This window comes from Streptomyces bathyalis, from assembly GCF_015910445.1.
Lineage (GTDB): Bacteria > Actinomycetota > Actinomycetes > Streptomycetales > Streptomycetaceae > Streptomyces > Streptomyces bathyalis.
In genome coordinates this window covers 1710957-1734713 of sequence record NZ_CP048882.1, presented here as the reverse complement: position 1 = coordinate 1734713, position 23757 = coordinate 1710957, and the positions used below count along the sequence as shown (strand labels likewise).

Annotated in this window: 22 protein-coding genes; 17 read left to right on the top strand and 5 right to left on the bottom strand. The window is 68.3% G+C overall.

Annotation, left to right across the window (positions count from 1 at the left end):
* The first annotated feature begins 113 nt into the window (after window positions 1–113).
* The 6 genes from G4Z16_RS07435 (at window position 114) to G4Z16_RS07410 (ending at window position 5636) form a co-directional block, all read left to right on the top strand.
* Window positions 114–425, top strand: a complete 312-nt coding sequence (locus G4Z16_RS07435; protein ID WP_070018068.1) for a WXG100 family type VII secretion target — start codon at window positions 114–116, stop codon at window positions 423–425.
* Window positions 426–517: 92 nt separating this feature from the next.
* Window positions 518–808 carry a WXG100 family type VII secretion target gene (locus G4Z16_RS07430; RefSeq protein ID WP_197349941.1) on the top strand — a complete coding sequence of 97 codons (291 nt, stop codon included), beginning with the start codon at window positions 518–520 and terminating at the stop codon, window positions 806–808.
* 134 nt (window positions 809–942) lie between these two features.
* Complete coding sequence (gene mycP / locus G4Z16_RS07425; protein ID WP_197349940.1) at window positions 943–2316, top strand: type VII secretion-associated serine protease mycosin; 1374 nt, start codon at window positions 943–945, stop codon at window positions 2314–2316.
* Window positions 2317–2341: 25 nt separating this feature from the next.
* Complete coding sequence (locus G4Z16_RS07420; RefSeq protein ID WP_197349939.1) at window positions 2342–2671, top strand: hypothetical protein; 330 nt, start codon at window positions 2342–2344, stop codon at window positions 2669–2671.
* Between the two features lie 40 nt (window positions 2672–2711).
* Window positions 2712–4241 carry a WXG100 family type VII secretion target gene (locus G4Z16_RS07415; RefSeq protein WP_197349938.1) on the top strand — a complete coding sequence of 510 codons (1530 nt, stop codon included), beginning with the start codon at window positions 2712–2714 and terminating at the stop codon, window positions 4239–4241.
* Between the two features lie 108 nt (window positions 4242–4349).
* The gene (locus G4Z16_RS07410) at window positions 4350–5636 is read left to right on the top strand and encodes a S8 family serine peptidase (protein WP_197349937.1); all 1287 of its coding nucleotides are present in this window, start codon (window positions 4350–4352) and stop codon (window positions 5634–5636) included.
* Between the two features lie 172 nt (window positions 5637–5808).
* On the opposite strand, the gene G4Z16_RS07405 is transcribed toward G4Z16_RS07410, so the two are convergent.
* Window positions 5809–6192, bottom strand: coding sequence for a hypothetical protein (locus G4Z16_RS07405; protein WP_197349936.1), 384 nt, complete (start codon window positions 6190–6192; stop codon window positions 5809–5811).
* Between the two features lie 358 nt (window positions 6193–6550).
* On the opposite strand from G4Z16_RS07405, the gene G4Z16_RS07400 reads away from it, so the two are divergent.
* From G4Z16_RS07400 to G4Z16_RS07380, 5 genes are read left to right on the top strand one after another with little or no spacing between them, the layout of a single operon-like run.
* On the top strand, window positions 6551–6871 hold the full coding sequence (locus G4Z16_RS07400; protein WP_197349934.1) for a WXG100 family type VII secretion target: 321 nt from the start codon (window positions 6551–6553) through the stop codon (window positions 6869–6871).
* A complete protein-coding gene (locus G4Z16_RS07395) occupies window positions 6871–8157 on the top strand; it encodes a hypothetical protein (RefSeq protein WP_197349932.1) in 1287 nt (428 codons plus the stop codon). Before G4Z16_RS07400 ends, G4Z16_RS07395 begins: the two co-directional genes overlap by 1 nt.
* A complete protein-coding gene (locus G4Z16_RS07390; protein WP_197349930.1) occupies window positions 8154–8861 on the top strand; it encodes a hypothetical protein in 708 nt (235 codons plus the stop codon). Before G4Z16_RS07395 ends, G4Z16_RS07390 begins: the two co-directional genes overlap by 4 nt.
* The gene (locus G4Z16_RS07385) at window positions 8858–9646 is read left to right on the top strand and encodes a hypothetical protein (protein WP_197349929.1); all 789 of its coding nucleotides are present in this window, start codon (window positions 8858–8860) and stop codon (window positions 9644–9646) included. The genes G4Z16_RS07390 and G4Z16_RS07385 overlap by 4 nt, the downstream gene beginning before the upstream one ends.
* 36 nt (window positions 9647–9682) lie before the next feature.
* Window positions 9683–10360 (top strand): hypothetical protein, encoded by a 678-nt coding sequence (locus G4Z16_RS07380; protein ID WP_197349927.1) that lies wholly within the window; start codon window positions 9683–9685, stop codon window positions 10358–10360.
* A gap of 85 nt (window positions 10361–10445) precedes the next feature.
* Here G4Z16_RS07380 and G4Z16_RS07375 read toward each other — a convergent pair whose 3' ends face one another.
* Together G4Z16_RS07375 and eccCa are read right to left on the bottom strand one after the other, a co-directional pair.
* Window positions 10446–10700 carry a DUF397 domain-containing protein gene (locus G4Z16_RS07375; RefSeq protein ID WP_197349925.1) on the bottom strand — a complete coding sequence of 85 codons (255 nt, stop codon included), beginning with the start codon at window positions 10698–10700 and terminating at the stop codon, window positions 10446–10448.
* A gap of 322 nt (window positions 10701–11022) precedes the next feature.
* The gene (eccCa, locus tag G4Z16_RS07370; protein ID WP_197349923.1) at window positions 11023–14964 is read right to left on the bottom strand and encodes a type VII secretion protein EccCa; all 3942 of its coding nucleotides are present in this window, start codon (window positions 14962–14964) and stop codon (window positions 11023–11025) included.
* Window positions 14965–15189: 225 nt separating this feature from the next.
* Between eccCa and eccD the strand changes: the two genes are divergently transcribed.
* From eccD to G4Z16_RS07340, 6 genes are all read left to right on the top strand, one after another.
* Window positions 15190–16707, top strand: coding sequence for a type VII secretion integral membrane protein EccD (gene eccD, locus G4Z16_RS07365; protein WP_425508150.1), 1518 nt, complete (start codon window positions 15190–15192; stop codon window positions 16705–16707).
* Between the two features lie 176 nt (window positions 16708–16883).
* Window positions 16884–17174: a 30S ribosomal protein S15 gene (rpsO, locus tag G4Z16_RS07360; RefSeq protein ID WP_028435493.1), complete on the top strand. Its 291-nt coding sequence runs from the start codon at window positions 16884–16886 to the stop codon at window positions 17172–17174.
* 311 nt (window positions 17175–17485) lie between these two features.
* Window positions 17486–19738 carry a polyribonucleotide nucleotidyltransferase gene (locus tag G4Z16_RS07355; protein WP_197349919.1) on the top strand — a complete coding sequence of 751 codons (2253 nt, stop codon included), beginning with the start codon at window positions 17486–17488 and terminating at the stop codon, window positions 19736–19738.
* An 80-nt stretch (window positions 19739–19818) separates the two neighbouring features.
* On the top strand, window positions 19819–21132 hold the full coding sequence (locus G4Z16_RS07350; RefSeq protein ID WP_197354229.1) for a M16 family metallopeptidase: 1314 nt from the start codon (window positions 19819–19821) through the stop codon (window positions 21130–21132).
* 82 nt (window positions 21133–21214) lie between these two features.
* A complete protein-coding gene (gene dapB, locus G4Z16_RS07345; RefSeq protein WP_197349917.1) occupies window positions 21215–21970 on the top strand; it encodes a 4-hydroxy-tetrahydrodipicolinate reductase in 756 nt (251 codons plus the stop codon).
* Window positions 21971–21975: 5 nt separating this feature from the next.
* The gene (locus G4Z16_RS07340; RefSeq protein ID WP_197349915.1) at window positions 21976–22437 is read left to right on the top strand and encodes a hypothetical protein; all 462 of its coding nucleotides are present in this window, start codon (window positions 21976–21978) and stop codon (window positions 22435–22437) included.
* Window positions 22438–22466: 29 nt separating this feature from the next.
* Here the strand turns inward: G4Z16_RS07340 and G4Z16_RS07335 are convergent, their stop codons facing one another.
* Both G4Z16_RS07335 and G4Z16_RS07330 read right to left on the bottom strand, forming a co-directional pair.
* The gene (locus G4Z16_RS07335; RefSeq protein WP_197349913.1) at window positions 22467–23048 is read right to left on the bottom strand and encodes a hypothetical protein; all 582 of its coding nucleotides are present in this window, start codon (window positions 23046–23048) and stop codon (window positions 22467–22469) included.
* 166 nt (window positions 23049–23214) lie between these two features.
* Window positions 23215–23451, bottom strand: a complete 237-nt coding sequence (locus G4Z16_RS07330) for a hypothetical protein (RefSeq protein WP_197349911.1) — start codon at window positions 23449–23451, stop codon at window positions 23215–23217.
* Window positions 23452–23757: the final 306 nt, after the last annotated feature.

The window sequence follows — 23757 nt, the reverse complement described above, 5'->3', positions numbered from 1 at the left end:
AGTGTTCTCCCGGTGTCAGCTGACGGCCCGTTCTGTACGTGGCATAGGGTGACCCACCAGCCCGATCCGGGCTGCTGAGACGTTCACAGGATTAGCATGGGGGAAGGTGCGCCATGGCAGGACAGTTTCGGGTAACAGAGGACGAGCTCCGCGCTCTGTCGTCGAAGATCAGCGAGGTCAACAGCTCCGTCCAGGGTGAGGTCAAGCGCCTCGACGGTGTGATCAGCCAGATCGCCGGCGGCTGGCAGGGCCAGGCGGCCAGCGCCTACCACCGGCTGCAGCAGCAGTGGAACGAGGATGCGCGCAAGATGAACAACATCCTCAACGACATCAAGGAAGCGGTCGACTCCACCCGTCAGAACTACTCGGCGACGGAAGAGCAGCAGAACTCCGAGGTCAGCAAGATCATGTCGGACTTCGGCTGATCCAGGGCCACCTGCCCGATCAGCAACGTCCGCTCGTTTCCGAAGAGTTCTCAGCTACTACTACCGAAGAATCGCTGAAGGAGGAGTCGTAAGTGTCCGGAATTCTCGTTAATTTCCAGACGGTGTCGCAGGCTTCGCAGGACGTGAGGTCCACGGCCGGCCGCATCAAGAGCCAGCTGGACGACCTTGAGGCCATGGTGAAGCGCGTGGCCAACACCTGGGAAGGTGCCGCCCAGGAGGGTTACCAGAACAAGCAGCGCCAGTGGGACCAGACGGCGGACCACCTGCACCAGGTCCTGCTCAAGATCTCGACCGCGCTGCAGAACTCGGCGGACAACTACCAGTCCACCGAGAAGAGCAACGCGAACGTCTGGGGCAACTGACCAACCGGCAGCGCCCTACAAGGAGTGGGCCCGGCCTCCAGCGGCCGGCCCGCTCCTGCCGTTGCGTCAAGGGCGTTCGACCGGGCCGGGGTAGGCACGTCGGCGCGGACCGGCGCCCCCGGGGGAGAATCACGATGTCCAAGGCTGTCACTGGATCCAATGCCGAATTCCTGACCTCAGGGGTCGACGAGCACGACGCGCATCGGCGCCTGGGTACCCGCTGCGCCCAGCGGGCTTTCGTCCTGCTCGCGGCGCTGAGCCTCAGCGCTGTCGGCTCCGCGGTGCCGGCCGCCGCTGCCCCCATGTCTCCCTCACAGGGCGGCAGTTCGTCCTCGGAGCACACGCCGGGCAGGGCGGGCCAGGACCAGGGGCTGGACAGCAGCACCGAGTGCGAGTTCGGCGGCAAGAACATCAAGAGCACGCCGTGGTCGCTCCAGCGCGTGCTCCTGGACGAGTTGTGGAGCAAGGCGACCGGCAAGGGTGTCACCGTCGCGGTGATCGACACGGGCGTCGACAAGGGCAATTCTCAGATTCGCGAGGCACTCGCGCCGGGAGGCAACGACTTCGTCGGCAAGTCCAAGGGCACGACGGACGTCAACGGGCACGGGACGCGGGTGGCAGGCATCATCGCCGCCAGGAAGGCCCCCCGCAGCGGATTCACCGGCATTGCACCCAGCGCGAAGATACTGCCGCTCCGCTACACGGGCAGCGAGGACCCGGAGAAGCAGGGCAACTCCGAGACGATGTCCAAGGCCATCCGGTACGCGGCGTCCGAGGGCGTCGACATCATCAACATCTCTTCCGACACGGTCGCGAAGAAGCCCAACGCCGGGCTCGAGGCGGCCATCAAGTCGGCCGTCGCGAAGGACATTCTGGTGGTGGCCGCCGCCGGCAATGACGGTGCGGACGGCAAGCTCGAGAACACCTACCCCGCCGCCTACGACGGCGTCCTCGCCGTCGGCGCCTCGGACCGGAACAACGAACGGGCGTTCTTCTCCCAGTCCGGAGACTTCGTCGACGTGGCGGCACCGGGCGTCGGCATGGTCTCCACCGTCCCCAAGGGCGGGCAGTGCCCCGCGGACGGAACCTCTTTCTCCGCACCGTACGTCGCCGGCGTGGCCGCGCTGATGTACGAGAAGTACCCGAACTGGAATGCCCAGCAGATCACAGCCCGTCTCCAGCAGACGGCCAACAGGCCCGGCGCCGGCCCCGACGCGCAGCTCGGCTGGGGCGTCGTCGACCCTGTCGCGGCCCTCTCGGGTGACGACCAGCCGCAGAACCGGCCCCGGCCCGACCAGGCTCAGCAGAGCGGGCACGTCACGCCGATGTCCCTCACCGTCGGCGAGAGCGACACCGAACGCACGCAGCGCATCTCGGTCTACGTCATGGCAGCAGGCACCGTACTGACAATTCTCATCGGCGGCACTGCTATCGCAGCCCGCGACCACCGCCGCAAGCGCTCGGCAGCGAACGGCGCGGCGGACACCACAACTTCAACGAGGCATTAGGCAGCAGGGGGAGAGGAGACGGGGCATGAGCAGCGGATACAAGGTTGATCTGAGCGCCCTCGACGAGGTCATCAAGAAGCTCAACCGTGTCGTTGACGACATGGGCGGCCCGCACACGTGCGCCAAGTACGAAACGCACCTCCCGCACGGTTGGCTGGGGAAGGACTTCCGGGAGGAAGAGGGCTTCCGCGGGGCTCACTCCAGCATGAAGGAAGCGATCGAGGGCTACATCAAGCAGTTGCAGGGCCTGATCACCCAGTTCAGCTCCAACGCGTCGCAGGTCCGCCGGAATTACGACGACCAGGAGCAGAAGACGAAGCACGGGGTGACCGCCGACTCCGGTGATCTCAAGTGATGCGTGCGGGCCAGATTTCAACGGTGGGGAGTGACAGCTGATGGGGTATCCGGCTTACCAGACGCCTGAGCAGATCGAGGCTCAGCGGCAAGCGATCGAGCAGGCAAAGAAGGAATCGCACGACGAGGGCCTCGAGGGTCACGAGAAGGAGATCTCGGACTACCAGAAGGCCAATGAGCAGTTCCCCCTTCAGACGAACTTCACGTCGCACGACATCGATCAGCTGAAAGGCATGATCGAGCACGCCAACCCCGATGGCGTGGACGGGATCGGCAAGAACTGGAAGCGAGTTCACGACAAGCTGGTGGGTGAGGGGGGCGGTGGATCCCCTTCTGGCGACAGTGCCTACGGACAGCTGAAGAAGGCGGTCGACGACGTCCTCGAACACTGGGAGGGCGAGAGCGCCAACCAGTTCAAGGCCAAGGCTCAGAAGATTCTGACGCAGATCGCCAACAGCGCGTCACACGCCCAGACGGTGTCTCAGGTGATGACCCAGGCGGCGGATGATCTTCGTACGCAGCGGGATGCCATCAGCAAGATCGAGAAGCCCAGCTGGTTCGGCAAGGCATGGGATGCCGTCACCGACTCCGGGCGCGATGACAAGTACACGGAAGCCGACGTAAAGAGCGGCAACATCCCTAAGGACCTGATCGCCCAGGCCAACGAGGGCTACATCGGGGCCGAGAAGGAAGAGCAGCTCAAGGCCGTCGCCATCATGGAGAACCTGGGGCGCAGCTACGTCGGGTACTCGCAGCGGATCAAGGCTCCTCACCGGGAGGGGGACGACAGCGTGCCCCCGTCCAACCCTGAGACGCCGATGCCCACCCCGATTCCGGCCCCGTCGGGATCTGCGTCCACCCCCTCTGCGGCCGGCAGGGCGAAGGCATCTACCGGTTTGGCTGGCACCTCCAAGGTGCCGGAGACAACCGGGCCCCGCGACCCGGGCATCTCCGGTGGTCAGCAAGTACCCGCCAGCCAGACGAAGGTCGACAGCGTGCCGTCCGGATTCTCTGGCGGAGGGACGAGCAGCGTCCCCGGCGGCGGTGCGGTCTCCGGGGCCGGCGGAGGTGGCGGTATCGGAGGCGGCGGCGCTGTCGCGGGTGGTGCTGGCGGCCTCGTGGCAGGCGGAGCGGGCGCCGCAGGCGCTGCCCGTGGCGCTGCCGGACGCGCAGGTGTCGGCGGTGCTGGAGGACGTGCGGGTATCGGTGGCGCAGGTGCCATGGGCGGCCGAGGTGGCGGTGCAGCCGCAGGCGGTGCTCGGGGCGCCGCTGGAGCTGCCGGCCGTGGTGCTCTCGCCAGGGCGAAGGGCGGTGTAGCCGGCGCTCCCAAGGGGATCAGTGGAGGCAGGCCGGCGACTCCCGGTGGAACTGGTCTTGGGAAGGGCCGAGGTGGCGCGGCAGGAGCCTCCGGACGTGGCGCCGGTGGAATGCTCGCCGGAGGGGCCCGAGGCTCGAACCAGCGGCCCGGTGACAAGGAAGGCGATCAGGGAAGCCGTCCCGATTATCTCGTCGAGGATGAAGAGACCTGGACGCCGGAGGATGGCCGGAGCGTCCCCAAGACGATCGAGTAGGAACGGTGGCAGGTAGCCACTGAAGATCACAGATGGCCCTCGCGGATACTTCTTCGCGAGGGCCATCGTTGAGAGTAGGAAGAGGAGCAGGAGTTGAGCCTCCGACGAGTGCTGCACCTGGTGGGCACCGGAGCGTTGACGGGAGCCCTGCTCCTCGGATCCGCTCCAGTGGCTTCCGCAGACGACATCCGCGAACGACAGTGGGCACTCAATGCCTTTGCGGCAGAGGATATTTGGGCGCACGCCACCGGAAAGGGCGTGACCGTTGCTGTCGTTGATACCGGCCTCGACTCACACCCTGACCTCAAGGGTGCGATTGTTCGCGGGAAGGACTACACCCAGGGAAAGGGAAACTCAGACAACGGAAGTCACGGCACGGCCATGTCGAGCCTGATCGCGGCACGCGGACACGGTCCCGGGAACAAGTTGGGCATGAAGGGTCTTGCACCCGGCTCAAAGATCATGCCCATTACGGTTCCGACCGCGTCCACCTATGGAAAGGGCATTCGGTACGCGGTCGATCATGGTGCCAAGGTGGTTAACCTTTCCTATGGAGGCCCCAGGGATGAAGGGGACCGAAAGGCCGTCGAATATGCCATCTCCAAGGACGTCGTCGTCGTAGCCGCCACCGGGAACACTCCCGGGAAGCACAAGGAATATCCTGCCGCCTATCCGGGCGTAGTGTCCGTGGGTGGCCTGGGGCGTGATGGCACCCTCTGGGAGGGGTCCTCGTGGGGTTCGAACACGACTCTCGTGGCTCCGGCGGAGAAGAACCTCTCTGCATCTCCAAAGTACAAGTCCGGCTATGCAATTGGTGACGGTACTTCGGACGCTGCCGCCTATGTATCTGCTGCGGCAGCTCTCGTGCGTGAGAAGCATCCCGATCTGACCGCAGGTCAGGTGATCAATCGGCTGATCAAGTCGGCCAAACCACTGACGGATGCCAAGGGGAATGCGCCGAAGTTGCCGGATGAGAAGTTCGGTTACGGCGTGGTGCGGCCGTTCCGTGCGGTGACGTCTGATTATGCGGCGGGCCCGAAGGCGGGTCCGTTGGCGCAGCCTGAGAAGTCGTCGGACTCCGCTGCAGGTAGCACCAGTTCCGATTCCGGGTCGTCCTCGTCGGATGATTCCTCGGGGTGGATGTATGTGCTGGGTCCGCCGATCGTCCTGTTCGGGCTGATCCTCGTCGTACTGATCGGTGTGGCGGTCGTCATCGTCGTCCTGGTGAAGAGGAAGGACAGCCGGGACAGGGTCAGTGACCCGTGGGGTTCGGGCAACGGCCCGACGGTGCCGGGGCAGCAGTACCCCGGTCAGCAGCCCCACGCGCCGGCCGGCCAGTTCGGAGGGCCTCCGACCGCACCGCCCCCTCCGCCGAATCAGCCGCCGTCGCGGTGAACTGAGGGCTGAGGTACCCGAGAAGCTCGAGGTCCCGTCGGAATCTCCAACGCTGAGATTCCGACGGGACCTTGCTGTGTGCTTCCGCGCCGCGTCGCACAAGGGCGCGACTACCCTCGCGGGTCTGGCACTCTCGCGGGTCTGGCAGTCGAGCCGAGCAGCGGCCCCGCGCTCAGAGTTGCCTGACCAGCTCCGTCGCGTCCTTCAGGGACAGCCGCGGCTCCTGGCGCCGCAGCTCCTTCACTGCAGGCACCTCGCCCTTGCTTGCCTTCACCGAGCGCACGGCGTCGGCGTCGATGCGGTCGCGTACGTCATCGAGAGACATCGAATTGGCGCGTTGCCGCTGCCGGCGGAGCCAGATGTTGAGCAGCAGGGCGGCGGGAACGAAGATCCACGCGATGATGGTGATCGCTGTCCCGGGGGTGGTCGTGCCCGTGAGGGAGAGCAGAAGGAATCCGACCACCGCCGCGGACAGAAGAGACACGAACCAGATCAGTTCGAGCTTCTTGAGGGAACGTGCGTCGGTGGTGCGCCCGCCCCGGGACTGGTTCTTCACGCGGGAACCCTTCTGCCTTGTTGTCGGGAGTCCGTGTGGGGCGCTTCCGCCCCTGCCATACGGTACGGCGGCTCCTGTGCCAGGTCACCGGGTGGTGTGGAGTTGTCGTGAAGTTTCCCCAACGGTTTGGGCGGCAGGCAGGGCTCGGGTTTCAACGCTGTGTGCTTCCGCCGCAGTTGACGGCCGATCGCGGTCATTGACGGCACCCGACCTGTGCTGGATGTGTCTCCACGGGCTTGATCGGGCTCGTATAATCGGCGCCGCTGTTGGAGGTGGCGTGTTCGCGCAGGGTCTCTGTCCGTTCTGCTCCTCTTGCTCAGCTCTGTTTGCTTCCTTCACCGTCAAGGAGAGGCACTTCATGGGGGATCACTTCAAGACAGATACGGACCAACTGGATCAGTTCGTCAAGACGTTGGACGGCAGCGTCAAAGAACTGGACGAGGCTCGTACTGCGCTGTCCCACGTCAGGGGCGATCAGATCGGGACCGCAAGGCTCGACGAAGCGTGCGACGGCTTCCAGGAGAAGTGGAAGTACGGCTCCGAGCAGATGCGCGAGATGATCGGCGGCATCAGCGAGGGCGTGAAGGCGAACAAGAAGAGCTACCAGGAGATGGAAACCAACCTGGAGAACGCTCTCAAGCAGATGGCGGAGCAGGGAACTTCCGGCGGGGGTAAGTGATGGCTGACAATCCGTATCTGCACCTGGGCTGGAACCCCGTACCGGGCATCCAGACTGAGGTCCACTCCCTCAAGACCAAGGTGGACAAGGCCGCGAAGGCGCTCCGCAGCTCGCACCAGCAGATCGAGCGGCTCCTGGGTGAGAGCAGCCACTGGGAGGGCGACGCCGCGAATGCCTTCCGCGACAAGCTCGACGGCGACCTGCCCGAGTACATGAAGAAGGCCGCCGAATCGCTGGAGAAGGCAGCCGCTCAGCTCACCAAGTGGGACGGCGACCTGGCGTCCAACCGTGAGCTCGCCAAGAAGTACGACGACGAGGCGAAAGAGAAGAAGGCAGCGATAGGCACTGCCAAGGAACGGCAGGACACTGCCAGCAAGGACCCCGACCTCAAGCTCGGCGGCAAGGAATTCCCGAGTCAGGCCGAAGCCGACGCGGCGACGGCGCGGCTGCGGTCGGCCGAGAGCCGCTTGAACGAGGCATCCGGCGCCCTGGAGAAGGCCAACAAGGCGTACAACGACGTCATTGCCAAGGCCAAGGAACTGGAGAAGGAACACGAGCGGGAGGCCAACAAGGTTGCCGAGAGCCTGGATCAGGCGGACGACGACCTGGCTCCCGAGGAGCCGGGCTGGCTGAGCAAGACCCTCAGCGCGATCGGCGACGGCCTGGCCGCGGCGGGCAAGTTCCTTCTGGACCATGCAGGCACCATCGGCGCCATTGCGGGTCTGCTGGCCCTCTTCCCGACTCCGCTCGCTCCGGTCTTCGCGGGCATCGCCGTCGTGGCCAGCGCCGCATCCTTGAGTAAGAACCTGGCGAGCGAGGACTTCCGGGATTCGCTGACAGGCAAGTACGGAACCATGGAGGCGATCACCGCTTGGGGCTCGGTCGCGGGCGACACCCTGGGAATGCTGCCCGGCGTGGGTGCTCTGGGTAAGGCAGGCGGCGAGGTCAGCGTGCTGTCGGGCGCGGCCAGGGAGGGCGGCGAGGCCATGTCCGCCGGTTCCAAGGTCGCCGCGTTCGGGCGGGAGACCGTGGAGGCGTTCAACTTCAAGGCGCTCGACACCGCCACGGACCCGAACACCGGAATCCTCCAGTACGGAGTCAACGGTGCAAACGTGCTGGCCAACACCGCCTCCTCCCTGGAGACGGAAGGGGTCCTGCCCGACGCGGGTGCCGGACACTACGGTGCCGAGGCGACCAAGGCCGGCGCTGCCGGCTTCGGCGCAGGGGGGAACCTCTCGGACGCGGCCCGGGGCGTCAGTGACTTGGTGACGGGGCTTCGGCTGTGACCAATACGGAGGAAGGTTCGGCTGTCAAGCCCCAGCCTGCGTTCTGGTACGACATCCCTCATGGCTACGTGCAGCTGGACGTCTATCCTTCCGCTGAGCACATGCAGGAACTGGCACGCCAGATCCTTGCCCTGCCGGACGATGTCCGGGAGCGCGCGGATCAGGTCTTCCGGCTGTACGCCGTCGTGATGTGGGAGATGCAGAAGCATCGCGTGCAGGGCTGTGCGCTGGGGTTGCACCCTGACGACGCGGGCGGTGCCGCCATGTCCGTGCTGACGGTGTCGAGCGTGGAGATGCAGGGCGTCGATCCGAAGGCCGCTCTCGTGAAGCTGATGGTCTCCGGCGCCGGGGAGACGCAGGACAGCCGCATCGTGCCCGTCGAACTGCCCAGTGGTCCCGGGTTCGTCACCGACTCGGTGCATCGGGCCACGGTGCCGGGTGCCCCACCGGATGAAGACGGACTACCCGCTAGCTCTCCTGTCTGGCGGGGCATGGTGGCCATCCCCGACACCCGCAACTCGGCCGTCATCGCCGTCCAGTTGGTCACGCCGTCGGTGGAGCTGGCCGACGACTACCGGAACGTGCTGCTCGGCGTGGCCAGGACGGTGACCTTCACCGATCCGCGCCTGGCCGACGGTGCCGCAGGCACCGCGGAGCCCGAGCCGGGTACGGCGGCGCATGCGGTGAGGAGCGACTTCGGGTGACGGACGGCGCCGTACGCCCGGCGAAGCTGCGCGGCCCTTCGCCGCTTCGCCGGGTGGCCTTCTGGACGGTGGCGTTCGCCGTCTTCTACGGGCTTGCTCTCTGCGTGCTCAGCGACTCCCTGTTCCTCCTCGCCATTCCGGGACTCATCGGCCTGGCCGCCCTGGGCGGTACGGGTGCGCTCCTGGCGCTGTATGCGTCACCGCGCGGCGACGTCCCGTACGCCACGGACGGTACGAACCCCCAGGGTGTGGTGGAGCATCACCGCTCGGTGCTGCGGAAACGCCTGGGGATGCTGGTGTTCGTGTGCGTCGCAGCGGCGGCAACCGTTCCCGTCACGAAGTCGGACTACGTCATCCCGCTTGCACCGCTCTCCATCCTGGCGCTCTTCGTGGGGACGCGATTCTGGTTCGAGCAGGTTCGGTCCGTCCGGCTGGCCGCCCGCGTACTCGACGTGTACGGCTTCGAATTCCGGGCTCCCGTGGAGAAGTTCAGTCTCAGGTCGTCCGGGAAGCGTTCGTTGCGCCTGGGCGGTGGTCCGGGCGGGGAGTCCCCGAAGATGTCCGCGCACCAGCCGCTGGGCCAGATGTGGCCAAGCGACATCGCCGACGGAGTGTGGTTCGCGGGCGATGACATCTTCGGGGGAGTTTTGCTCGTCCCGGAGTCCGGGGAGCTGATGGTCGCGCAGCCTCTCAACTGGGACGAGCTCGCCGGCGAGAGGAACCGTGCGGGCGCCGAACGCCTGGAGAGGGCGCAGCGGGCCGGGCTCGACCGGCGTCGCGTCTAGCAGCTGGTCCCGCACAGCAGGAGAGGATGTCAACGCGTGGAACCCGAGCCCCAACTGCCATTGTCGAAGGTGGCGTTCGACGACCCGGGGACACAGAGGGTGTGGATGGCGACACGTCGCCGGGTCAGGCTCAAGCTGTGGCTGTGGAGCATCCTGCTCGTCGCCGCTCTGGCGCTGAGCGGCGTGCTCGCTGAGGTGCGGTGGGGCGACGGCAACGCCCGGGGGGACAACAGCGTCGGCGGTCTCATCGGGGGTGTGGCCATCCTGGCTTACCCCTTCGTGCTCTACGCCTGCTGCGGTGCACTGTCCCGCCTGCGCAAGGCCCGCAGCGTTCTGGAGGCGTATCCCTGGCGGTCGCTCCCGGCTGTGCGGAAGCTGTCCGGCACGAAGGAAGCGACGGGCGTCCCCGTGCAGTTCCGGCTCCCCGACGGCGAGGAACCGGGCGGCCGTGAGGGCACGTATGTCGACGACGACGGTTCGGTCTGGTCGCAGAGCATGTCCGCCCGCAGTCCGCTCCGCTGGAACCGCTGGGACACGGCCATGGAGAGGGGCGCCTGGTTCGCGGGGGACGTGGAACGCGGAGGAGTGCTCGCACTTCCCGGAGGCCGCGGCTTGATGACCGTGCAGCGCCGAAGTCAGGTCCTCACCATGGAAAAGCGGACGGCCAAGGCCGAACACGAGAGCATCGTGGCGGCCGCTCCCGGGCGTGGCTGACCCCCGATGATCCCGGGGCCCGGGCGCGGCTGACCCCCGGAGGCCCGGGTGCCCACAGGCCGCGGAGCCGCCCGGGCGCACACGTCTACACCCCGCCGTTCTCCGGCGTCGGCTCCAGGTCGAACTCCCCGTCGCGCGCCCCGAGTACAAACGCACGCCACTCCGCCGCGGTGTAACGCAGCACCGTGTCGGGGTCCTTGGAGTTGCGCATCGCCACCGCGCCGCCGGGGAGGTGCGCGATCTCGACCTTCTCCTCCTCCGGGCCGCCCGGTGCGGATTCCCAGACGGCGTCGGAGATGTCCATCGCGTACAGCTCGTCCTTCTCCTGCTGCGTCCCCATAGGCGCATGCTCCCTTCTTCGCAGCGCGGCGTGAATGTACGTCGACCTCGCCGTGAGCCCCACTGGTCCGGTCCGTACGGGGGCCGCCCCGTCATCTTCCCACGTGCCCCTGACCGCGCAGGTCGGATCGAGTCAGCGGTACAGGGCGCGAGCACGAGCAGAGAGCGCTCGGGCCCCGCCGCCGCTCTCCCCGTCCGTGGCCGATGGTTCCGGAGGCGCGGCGTCAGGACGGCGACATTGTGGAGCCCGGGCCAGGAGATCCAGCTCCCTGCCCGGGCTCCACTCGTACGGAAACGCTCAGGGGACTCGGTGCGAGGCCCCGTCAGTTGTTCGCCGGCATCCACCCCGTCTGGACGAGCTGCCCGCCCCGGCGCCGCGTCTGGAAGTAGCCGCGGCCTGCGGGGAGTTGGGTCGGGGAGATGTTGCCCAGCAGTGCGCCCTCGGACTTGTCGCCCGAGAGGACGACGCCCTGCGCGCCGAGCTCCTTCATGCGCTGCATCACCGGCTCGTACAGCGCGCGGCTCGCGCCACCGGACGAACGGGCGAGGATCACGCGCAGCCCCACGTCCCGTGCGAACGGCAGGTACTCCAGCAGCGGCATCAGCGGGTTCTGCCCGGTCGCCACGAGGTCGTAGTCGTCGATGACGACGAACGCGTCCGGGCTGTCGTACCAGCTGCGGTTGCGCAGCTGCTCCGGTGTGACGTCCGGCCCCGGCATGCGCCGCGACATGGAGCCGGCCAGGCCTTCGAGGGTCTCCTGGAGCGAGGGAGCCGCGGCGCAGTACCGCGACAGGTGCGCCTCGGGTACGCCTTGAAGGTGTGCGCGCCGGTAGTCACCGACGACGATCTTGGCCTTGTCCGGCGAGTACCGCTCGGTGATCTGGTGCATGAGGAGCCGCAGCAGTGCGCTCTTGCCGGACTCGCTCTCGCCGAAGACCACGAACAGCGGATCGGTCTCGAAGTTGACGAAGACCGGCCGCAGCGAGCTCTCGTCGATGCCGAACGCCAGGCCGTGGTCCGGGTAGTCGGAGCCCTTGGGGAGCCTGGACGCCTCGAGCAAGGTCGGCAGCAGCCGGACCGCGGGTGCCGGCTCGCCCTTCCAGTGTTCGTTGATCGCGCTGATCGTCTGCCGGGTCGCCTCCGGCAGATCCTCCAGCGTGGTGGAGCCGTCTATGCGCGGCAGCGCCGTCATGAGGTGCAGCTTGTCCGGGCTGAGGCCCCGGCCCGGCATGGCCGCCGGGACGTTCGCCGCGACCTTGCGGTCGATCTCGGACTCGGACGGGTCACCCAGCCGCAGCTCCACACGGTTCTGCAGGAGGTCCTTGAGCGCGGGACGCACCTCCGTGTACCGCGAGGCGGTGAGGATGAGGTGGACGCCGAAGCCGAGCCCTCGGGTGGCGATGTCGGTGACGTCGGCCTCGAGCATCTCGTAGTCGTTCTTGAACGTCGCCCAGCCGTCGATGACGAGGAAGACGTCGCCCCACTTCTGGTCAGGCAGCTGCCCCGCCGCGCGGCGCTGCCGGAAGGTGGCGATGGAGTCGACGTTGTGCGCCCGGAAGTACTCCTCACGCTCGTTGAGGATCGACAGGACCTCGCTGACCGTCCGTCGGACCTTCTCCCCGTCGAGGCGGTTGGCGACGCCGCCGACGTGGTGCAGGCCCTCCATGGCGAGCAGCGAGCCGCCGCCGAAGTCCAGGCAGTAGAACTGCACTTCGGACGGGGTGTGAGTGAGCGCGAACGACGTCATCAGCGTGCGCAGCAGCGTCGACTTGCCGGACTGCGGCCCGCCGATGATGAAGCCGTGACCGGCGGCACCGGAGAAGTCGCGGTAGAGCACATCGCGGCGCTGCTCGAAGGGCTTGTCCAGCAGCGCGACCGGCACCGCGAGGCGGCCGAGAGCCGTGTACTCCGGTGCCGTCAGGCCGCGCTCCGGTGTGGCGGCGAGCGCGGGCAGCAACTGGTCGATGGACGGCGGTTCTTCGAGCGGCGGCAGCCACACCTGGTGTGCGGACGGGCCCTGTCCGACCATCTTCTGCACGATCACGTCGAGCACGGTGTCGGCGAGAGCGTCGTCGACCGTGTCGGTGTCCTGGACCTCCGGCTCCGGTGCGACCGGCAGCGCCACCGGCGTGGCCGTGAACATGACGGGACGCGTCTGCGTGGACTGGCTGACCCTGGTCGGACCGGCGGTGCGGTACGCACCGGAGACGTACGCGGCCTTGAACTGCACCATCGTCTCGGTGTCGTACTTGAGGAAGCCGGCACCCGGGACGTTCGGCAGGTGGTAGGCGTCCGGAACGCCGATTGCGGTGCGCGACTCGGCGGCCGAGAAGGTCCGCAGACCGATCCGGTACGACAGGAACGTGTCCAGACCGCGCAGCTTGCCCTCCTCAAGCCGCTGCGAGGCCAGCAGCATGTGCACGCCCAGTGAACGGCCGATGCGGCCGATCTGGATGAACATGTCGATGAAGTCGGGCTTGGCGGTGAGGAGTTCGCTGAACTCGTCGATGATCAGGACGAGCGACGGCAGCGGATCGAGGGCCGCACCAGCGGCACGGGCCTTCTCGTAGTCCGTGATGTTCGCGTAGTTGCCCGCCCTGCGCAGCGTCTCCTGGCGGCGGTTCAGCTCACCGGTGATCGCGTCGCGCATGCGGTCGACGAGGGTGAGTTCGTCGGCGAGGTTGGTGATGACGGCCGCGGTGTGCGGCATGTCGGCCATGCCCGTGAAGGTGGCGCCGCCCTTGAAGTCGGCGAGGATGAAGTTGAGCGTCTCGGACGAGTGCGTCACGGCCAGGCCGAGGACGAGCGTGCGCAGCAGCTCCGACTTGCCGGAACCGGTGGCGCCGACGCAGAGGCCGTGCGGACCCATGCCCTCCTGCGACGCCTCCTTGATGTCGAGCATGACCGGCTCGCCCTCGCCGCCGATCCCGATGGGCACGCGCAGCCGCTCGTGCAGCGAACGCGGCCGCCAGGTGCGCGCCATGTCGACCGAACCCGCGTCGCCGATGCCCATGAGGTCGGTGAAGTCCAGGTTGGACAGCAGGGGTTCGCCCTCTTCCCCGCTGCCCATGCGCATCGGGGAGAGCTGACGTGCCAGCGCCTCGGCCTGCTCGTAGCTCAGCAGGTCGGGCTTGCCGGAGTACGCCGACTCCCGGCCTACGTACAGGTCGAGGGAGTTCTCCTTCACGTGCACCGTGAGACCGCCGGACATCTGGTCGTCGAGCGCGCCGGGAGCCACCTCGAGGAATGTGACGCCCTGCAGGCCCTCGGCGCCCGCGAGTTGGGAGTCGGGCGGTATCGAGCCGCCGTCGAGGATGACGACGATGTGCGGCTGGTCGGCCACGGGCGTGCCGTCGCGGTTCCAGCGGGGGCGGCCGTCGAGCTGGCTGCTGAGCGACTCCTCCAGCTGCCCCAAGTCGTCGAAGAACAGCCGAGCCTGGCCGGCGCCGTCCGACTGCGAGGGGTGCTGCGCGTGCGGCAGCCACTTCGTCCAGTCCCATTCGGCCATCGAGCCCGGGTGGGCGACGACCGCGATCATCAACTCCTCGGGGGAGTGCAGCGAGGAGAGCTGGCCGATGGCCGCACGTACATTGCCGTAGACCTCCTCCGAACTTCCGGTGACGACCACGTGGTAAAAGGCCCGCAGGCTCACCGCGATCGGCAGGTCCGGAAGTGAACGGTGAATGTCCAGGAAGGACTTCATCGCTTCCGCTGTGAGCGGCTCGAGTTCGTCCTTGGGTGCCGTTTCCGGTGCGACGAGCGGAGTGCTCAACTGCTGCCAGCCCGTGCCGATTCGCACGGACGAGAAGTCGTTGTCCGACGGCCGCCGTTCCCACAGTCTTTTCGGATCACCGGCGATCGCCCACAGCTGATCCGGGCTCGGATGCTGATACAGCTGCGCGTTCCGCTGCGCCTCCGAGGTCTTGCGTACGTCCTTCCGGATCTGGTCGAGATAGCGGAAGTAGTCCCTCCGCGCCTGCCCCATCTGGGCACGTCCGCCCCGCCGGGCCTTGATGACCTGCGCGATCGCCATGGCGACCGTGGAGACGGCCATGAGGCCGCCCGCGACCCTCATGTAGGGCGGCGAGCCCGGCATGAAGAAGAATGCGACCGAACCTCCCATGCCCATGACGGGCAGGAGATTCATCCACATGTCGTTGTCGCCGTCGCGCGGCAGTTCAGGTGGGGATTCGAGCTTGACTTCCCCCTCGGACACGGTCGGCGGCATGACCCGTGGCTGCCGCTTCACGATGACCACACTCACCGTTTCATCAGTCCTTCACGATAAATTCGCAATTACGCACCGACGCCCCCGCCATCGCAACAGCTACCGGTCATGCCAGACGCTGATCCTAGTAGGTATGAGAGTCTCCGGGATCCGGAGGACCGACTGTCCGCCATGGACGGTAAGGTGACCCGCAATCTTCCCCAACTGCTTCCGCCGCGAGGAAGCTTGGGGCAATCCATGGGCCCGAGATGTCTGTAATTCATCGTGACGCCGAGTCCGAGCAGTGAGCAAGCAAGGGGGAACAACAAGGTGGCCACGACCGCAGCGACCGGCTTCTGCCGCGTCACGGTAGTTGCTCCCGGGGGGCGCATCGACGTCGCGCTTCCCGAGGACGTGCCCCTGTCCGACGTCTATCCGGAGATCGCCAGGCTCTCCGGGGGCAGCCCCGCCGAGGGCTCCCTGTCGGGCTATCACCTCGTGCGCCGGGACGGGCGAGTGCTGGAGTCGGGCCTCTCCCTGGCGGGCAACGGCATCCGGGACGGCGAGGTTCTGCTTCTGCGCCCGTTCGCCGATTCGCTGCCCTCCGCGGTCTTCGACGACGTCAGCGACGCCGTTGCCGCGTCGGTGCGGCGTGACCGCGCCCTGTGGAACGAACAGCGCATGCGGGTGGCCGGACTCATCGGCGGCGGCGTGCTGTTGGTGCTCATGGCCTTCGCGCTGTGGTTCGCGGACCCGGTCAAGCACGACATGCACGGGCTTCCCGGCATCATCGCCGCGGCGGCCGGGCTTCTGCTGGTCGCCCTCGCCTGCGTGCGCGCCCGCGTTTACGACGACAGGGCCTCGTCCATCGCCCTCGGCCTCGGGGCCATGCCGAACATCATGGTCGCCGGCTCCGGGATCCTCCCGCTCCCCGACGGCCAGGGGATCGGCCGGCTCCAGTTCCTGCTCGGCTGCGTCGCGGTTCTGCTCGCGTCCGCGGTACTGATCGCGATCACTCCGAGGGGCGACGGTCCGTTCGTCGCTTCCGCGATCGTCTCCGCCGTCGGCACGGTCTTCACCTTCATCGCCGTCGTCTCCGACATCGGCCCGGTCGACGCCGCGGCCATCGCCGCCCCCGTCTCGGTCGGCACCATCGCCTTCCTGCCCGGCTTCTCCGCGCGCTTCGCCCGGCTGCCCATAGGCTTCGAGCCCCGCGCGGGCGGCCCCGGCGGCTACGACGACGGCCAGGACGCCTCCCGCGGCACCCAGGGTCCCGTCGACGCCGAGCGCATCGCGGCCCAGGCCCGCCGCGGTCACGAGATGCTCGTCGGCCTCGTCGGCGGCTGGTGCGCCGCCGTCGTCGGTTCGGCCGCCGTGCTGGGTTTCTCCAACAGCGGCTGGGGCCAGCTGCTCGCCCTCGCGACCGGCATCTCGATGCTGCTGCGGGCCCGGCTCTTCCGCTACACCTCGCAGGTCGCCTGCGCGCTCGTCGCGGGCCTCGGCGCCCTCACGCTGCTCGCGCTGGGGCTCTCGCTCAACCCGCCGGCGCAGCTCGTCCGTGAGTTCGTCACCGGCGACAGCGCGGGGCTGGACGTGCGCACGGTCTGGATCGCGGCGTCCATCGCGCTCGCCGCGGCCCTGGTCACCGCGATCGGCCTGATCGTCCCGCGTACGGGACTGACCCCCTTCTGGGGCCGCTTCATGGAGCTGACCGAGACCTTCGTGCTGCTCTCGCTGATCCCGCTCTGCCTCGCGGTCATGGACGTCTACGCCGAGGTCCGCGGATCCATCGGAGGCTGACGGGGCCCGCCGCTGCGCGGCCCCGCTTCCGTGTCCGCCCGTCCCCAACAGCTGCACAGGGGGCGGGCGGAGGCATGTTGCGGCGCTGGTAGGCTGGTGCGGCCCTCCGAGTAATCGAAGCATCCCCTGAGGCGAAGACCAGGGGCGCTCGCGGGCAGAACCCATGAGGAGTGCGCGTGTCGTCTCTCGATGTCGCGACCAAGAAGAAGATCATTTCCGAGTTCGCCACCAAGGAAGGTGACACCGGCTCCCCCGAGGTCCAGGTGGCGCTGCTTTCCCGCCGCATCTCGGACCTGACCGAGCACCTGAAGACCCACAAGCATGACCACCACTCCCGCCGTGGTCTGCTGCTGCTGGTCGGCCAGCGCCGCCGCCTGCTGCAGTACCTGGCGAAGAAGGACATCACGCGCTTCCGCGCGCTCGTCGAACGCCTCGGCATCCGCCGCGGCGCGGCCGGCGCCCGCTGACACGTGACAGAGGGAGCGGTTCCCGTCTCCGGGGGCCGCTCCCTTCGCCATACCTGAAGGGACCGGAAGGTTTGTAGGCTGGTCCCTGCACGACGTACAACGAAGACCGCGCCCCCACAGGACAGCGGTCGTACACACAGACACAGGCAAGACGCGGCAGGCGCGCCCCGCCCGTAGCCGGTCCTCGGTAGTGGCCCCCGGACACAGACGTTCCGGGTGCTTCGATCGAAGACCGGCCCGCACACGGAGCGCTCCTCCGCAGCCGGTCCGCCACCACACGGGTGCCGGACACATACGAGGAGATATCCCTGGTGGAGAACGAGACCCACTACGCCGAAGCCGTCATCGACAACGGCACCTTCGGCACCCGCACCATCCGATTCGAGACGGGCCGGCTGGCCAAGCAGGCAGCCGGCTCCGCCGTGGCGTACCTGGACGACGACACCATGGTGCTGTCGGCCACGACCGCCTCCAAGCAGCCCAAGGACCAGCTCGACTTCTTCCCGCTCACGGTCGACGTCGAGGAGCGGATGTACGCGGCCGGCAAGATCCCCGGCTCCTTCTTCCGCCGTGAGGGCCGTCCGTCCGAGGACGCGATCCTCACCTGCCGGCTGATCGACCGCCCGCTGCGCCCCTCGTTCAAGAAGGGCCTGCGCAACGAGATCCAGATCGTCGAGACGATCATGGCGCTCAACCCCGACCACCTCTACGACGTGGTCGCCATCAACGCCGCCTCCTGTTCCACCCAGCTGTCGGGTCTGCCCTTCTCCGGGCCCATCGGCGCCACCCGCGTCGCGCTCATCCGCGGCCAGTGGGTCGCCTTCCCGACCCACACGGAGCTCGAGGACGCCGTCTTCGACATGGTCGTCGCCGGCCGCACCCTCCCCGACGGTGACGTCGCGGTGATGATGGTCGAGGCCGAGGCCACCGAGAAGACCGTCGAGCTGGTCCGGGGCGGTGCGGAGGCCCCCACCGAGGAGATCGTCGCCGCCGGTCTCGAGGCCGCCAAGCCCTTCATCAAGGTGCTGTGCAAGGCACAGGCCGACCTCGCCGCCAAGGCCGCCAAGCCGGTCGGTGAGTTCCCGATCTACCTGGACCACCAGGACGACGTGCTCGAGGCCCTCACCGCGGCGGTCCGTGACGAGCTCTCCCAGGCCCTCACCATCCCCGCCAAGCAGGAGCGCGAGGCCGAGCTGGACCGTGTGAAGGGTCTCGCCGCCGAAAAGCTCATCCCGCAGTTCGAGGGCCGCGAGAAGGAGATCTCCGCCGCGTACCGGACGCTGACCAAGGAACTGGTCCGCGACCGCGTGATCAAGGAGAAGAAGCGCATCGACGGCCGCGGCGTCACGGACATCCGTACGCTCGCCGCCGAGGTCGAGGCGATCCCGCGGGTCCACGGCTCGGCGCTCTTCGAGCGCGGGGAGACGCAGATCCTCGGTGTCACGACGCTGAACATGCTGCGTATGGAACAGCAGCTGGACACCCTCTCGCCGGTGACCCGCAAGCGGTACATGCACAACTACAACTTCCCGCCCTACTCCACGGGTGAGACGGGCCGCGTCGGCTCTCCGAAGCGCCGCGAGATCGGCCACGGCGCGCTCGCCGAGCGTGCGCTCGTGCCGGTGCTGCCGACCCGCGAGGAGTTCCCCTACGCGATCCGCCAGGTCTCCGAGGCGCTCGGCTCCAACGGCTCGACGTCCATGGGCTCGGTCTGCGCCTCCACCATGTCGCTGCTGAACGCCGGTGTGCCGCTCAAGGCGCCCGTCGCCGGCATCGCCATGGGCCTGATCTCCAAGGAGATCGAGGGCGAGACCCACTACGTCACCCTCACCGACATCCTCGGTGCGGAGGACGCCTTCGGCGACATGGACTTCAAGGTCGCCGGCACACGGCAGTTCGTCACCGCTCTCCAGCTCGACACCAAGCTGGACGGCATCCCGGCCTCCGTCCTCGCCGCGGCGCTCAAGCAGGCCCGCGACGCGCGTCTGCACATCCTGGACGTGATGAACGAGGCCATCGACGTACCGGACGAGATGTCCCCCAACGCCCCGCGGATCATCACCGTGAAGATCCCCGTGGACAAGATCGGTGAGGTCATCGGCCCCAAGGGCAAGATGATCAACCAGATCCAGGAGGACACGGGCGCCGACATCACCATCGAGGACGACGGCACCATCTACATCGGCGCCGCCGACGGTCCGGCCGCCGAGGCCGCCCGCGCCACGATCAACGGCATCGCCAACCCGACGATGCCCGAGGTCGGCGAGCGTTACCTGGGCACCGTGGTCAAGACGACCACGTTCGGCGCCTTCGTCTCGCTGCTTCCCGGCAAGGACGGACTGCTGCACATCTCGCAGATCCGCAAGCTCGCCGGCGGCAAGCGCGTCGAGAACGTCGAGGACGTGCTCGGTGTCGGCCAGAAGGTCCAGGTCGAGATCGCCGAGATCGACCAGCGGGGCAAGCTCTCGCTCATCCCCGTTCTGGAGGACGAGGAGTCCGAGGGCTCCGGGGACTCCGACCAGATGGAATCCGCGTCGGCCGACGCCGCCGCGGGTGACAAGTGACACATGCGCACCGTGCGACGGCCCGCCCCACCTCTGCGGAGGGGCGGGCCGTCGCCCGTACACCATCGGGAGTGAACGCGATGTCAGGCGGCCGCCCGGACACAGGCGGCGAGGTCCGCAAGACGGTCCTGCCGGGCGGCCTGCGCGTCGTCACCGAGACGGTGCCCACCGTCCGCTCGGCGACCCTCGGGATCTGGGCGCACGTCGGTTCCCGCGACGAGACGCCGGCGCTGGGCGGCGCCACCCACTATCTGGAGCATCTGCTCTTCAAGGGCACGAAGCGGCGCAGCGCCCTCGACATCTCGGCCGCGCTGGACGCCGTCGGCGGTGAGATGAACGCCTTCACCGCCAAGGAGTTCACCTGCTACTACGCACGCGTCCTCGACTCCGATCTGCCTCTCGCCATCGACGTCGTCGGTGACATGCTCACCAGCTCGGTCCTCGACGCGGCGGAGGTCGAGGCCGAGAGGGGCGTCATCCTCGAAGAGATCGCGATGACCGAGGACGATCCCGGGGACTGCGTGCACGACCTCTTCGCCCGCGCCCTGCTGGGCGATTCACCGCTGGGCCGCCCGGTGCTGGGCACGGTCGAGACCGTCAACGACTTCACGCGCGACCGCCTGGCGCGCTTCTACCGCAAGCACTACGACCCGCCGCACCTGGTCGTGGCCGCCGCCGGCAACCTCGACCACGACACGGTCGTGAGCCAGGTACGTGCCGCCTTCGACAGGGCGGGCGCCCTGGAGCGTGCCGCGGGCCGGGACCCCGTCGCTCCGCGCACCGGCGTACGGCCCCTGCGTGCCCGCGGCCGCGTGGAGATCGCCGACCGCAGCACGGAACAGGCCCACCTCGTCCTCGGAATGCCTGGCTACTCCCGCAACGACGACCGCCGTTGGGCGCTCGGCGTGCTCAGCGCGGCCCTCGGCGGCGGGATGAGTTCACGGCTCTTCCAGGAGATCCGCGAGAAGCGCGGGCTGGCCTACAGCACGTACGCCTACACCTCCGGTTTCGCCGACTGCGGCCTGTTCGGCGTCTACGCCGGCTGCCGGCCCGGCCAGCTCTCCGACGTTCTCAAGATCTGCCGCGACGAGCTGGACCAGGCAGCCACGCACGGCCTCCCCGACGACGAACTGCGCCGTGCCGTCGGTCAGTTGTCGGGCGCCACCGTGCTCGGGCTGGAGGACACGGGCGCGCTCATGCACCGGCTCGGCAAGAGCGAACTGTGCTGGGGCGAACAGCTGTCGGTCGACGAGATGCTGGCCAGGATCTCCGCCGTCACGCCCGACGACGTACGGGAGGTCGCACGGGACGTTCTCGGCCGGCGTCCCTCGCTCGCCGTCATCGGACCGCTCACCGACCGCCAGACGGCCCAGCTCCACGAGGCCGTCGCCTGACGACCGTCCCGCATCCCAGTCCGACGTCCCCCGCCAGGATCCGGCGGCACCACCGGTCCGGGCAGTCCCGAAGGAACGAACAATGAGCAAGCTGCGCGTCGCCGTCCTCGGCTCCGAAGGGCGGATGGGCTCCGAGGCCGTCAAGGCGGTGGAAGCCGCCGACGACATGGAACTGGCCGTCGCCCTCGACCGCGACGACGACCTCGCCGACCTCACGCGCTCCGGCGCCGAGGTCGCCGTCGACCTGACACATCCCGACGCCGTGATGGGAAACCTCGAACACTGCGTCGCGGCCGGCATCCACGCCGTCGTCGGCACCACCGGCTGGACGGACGAGCGGCTCGACGCCGTACGGGGCTGGCTCGCGGCCTCACCCGGTACGGGCGTGCTCATCGCCCCCAACTTCGGCATCGGCGCGGTCCTGACGATGCAGTTCGCACAGCAGGCGGCCCGATTCTTCGAATCCGTCGAGGTCGTCGAGCTGCACCACCCGAACAAGGCGGACGCACCCAGCGGCACGGCCGTACGCACGGCACAGCTCATCGCATCCGCCCGCGAGGAGGCCGACCTCCCCGGGCAGCCCGACGCAACGTCCACGTCCCTGGACGGTGCGCGCGGCGCGGACGTCGACGGCGTCCCGGTGCACGCCGTACGGCTGCGCGGTCTCGTCGCCCACCAGGAGGTCCTGTTCGGAGGCGAGGGGGAGACCCTCACCATCCGGCACGACTCACTGCACCGCAGCTCGTTCATGCCCGGCGTGCTCCTCGGAGTGCGCCGCGTCGGCTCCACCCCGGGACTCACCTACGGTCTGGAGCACTTCCTCGACCTGGACGGGTGACGGGCGTGCGGGCCAAGATCACGTACTTCACCCTGGCTGCCCTGCTGGTCGCCTACTTCGTGCTGGCAGGCAGCCGCGGAGTGCTGCTGATCGAACAGGGCACGCCGGTCACCGTGGCCCTCGGTCTCGCGGTCCTGGTCCTGCCGCTGATCGGTGTCTGGTTCCTGTGGCAGACGACCCGCTTCGCCCGGAACGCCGAGCGGCTGGCGCGGGAGCTGGAAGCGGAGGGCGGGCTGCCGCCCGACGAGCTGCGGCGTACGCCGTCGGGCCGCATCGACCGGGAGTCGGCCGACGAGGTCTTCGCCCGCAGAAAGGCCGAAACCGAACGGGCCCCCGACGACTGGCGCTGCTGGTTCCGGCTCGCGGTCGCCTACCGCGATGCCCGTGACACCCCTCGCGCGCGCAAGGCCATGCAGCGTGCCATCACGTTGCACGACGACCAGCGGGGGCAGCAGGGCGTCCCCTGAGAAACGCTTCCCGGGCCTGGGCGCGAGCCCTAACGGTGTGCCGTTGAGTGCGCGACAGGCTGCGACTCGGCCGCCCACTCCTCTATGACGTCAGCGGCCCGGTCGAACGCTTCAGGCCGGGAGAGGAAGTCTGCGTTGTGATCGGTGAGCAGCGTGCGCAGCGGCTCCCCGTCACCGGCCCGTACGACGTCCAGCGCCTGCCCCTGCACGGTGCGCGGAAGCCCGAGCCACCGCACGGGCTGCTGAACCGTTCGTACGGCGGCCACCTCGGCCCAGCTCAGCGTCACCGTGTTCAGCAGTCCGACCCGCCGCAGACCGTGCGCCGAGACCCACACACCCACGCGCAGCAGCCGCAGCGCGAGCCCGATCACGGCCAGCGCTGCGCCGAGGCAGACGAGCGCGCCCGGTACGGCCCCGGCGAGGGCGATGATCAGAGTCGAGAAGAGCATGTACGAGGCGAGCAGCAGAATCAGTGCGGCGCCGCCGACCCTCCAGGGTCCGGGACGGTACGGGCGGCGCCAGTGGTCACGGGCGTCGTACGGCAGAGGGCTGGGCTCCGGGTGCTCGGCCGCGCCGGTTTGTCCTGCGGCCGTCATGAAGGGCAGGGGCACTGGTGGTCCTCGCTCGAACGGTCTCGATCGGGTGGATCGGGTGATGCGCGTGGACACTAGCGAGGTGTGCGGGACCCGGCCAGCCCGGCAGGTCGGCGCGCCGCGTCGTCGAACGGAGGCCGGCCGGGGCAGTGCCCGGCCGGAGAAGTGCGAACGCCGGAGACGGTCAGCGGCTCTCGGCGGCGGTCGGCCCGTGATGCTGCGACTGACGCTCGGGATCGAGCGCGGGCACGCCCAGAATCAGCGAGCCGACCAGCCCCGCCACCACGGTCAGGCCGAACAGTGCGCTGCCTGCCTTCTCGGTGACGCTGCGCTGGGCAGGAGGCGGCGGCGTGACATTGCTGCGGAACCGGTCGGCGTCGGCGATGAACGCGAACGGTACAGACTCTCCGCGGCGGAACATGGGCAGGGGACTCCTGTCGAGATCGTTTCTGAAGGGTTTCGTAGGTAGAACGCCCATGACGGCTGAGAAGTGCCGGGTGAAAGTGGACGTGCGTCAAAAAATACCAAGCGCCCGCGTACCTTCATGCACCGACCCCCCTTATCAAGTCAGACAGTCCCTTTTGTCCGGACAGAAGCCGCCTGTCAGGCGCAACGGGCAGGCGTGACGCCAACACGGACGGGGTGGCCTCCGGGACTCACGCGCGGAGCAGGTCAAGGCGCCCTCCGGGCAGGGACAGGAGCTGTCGGTGGTGCGCCGTAGGCTGGG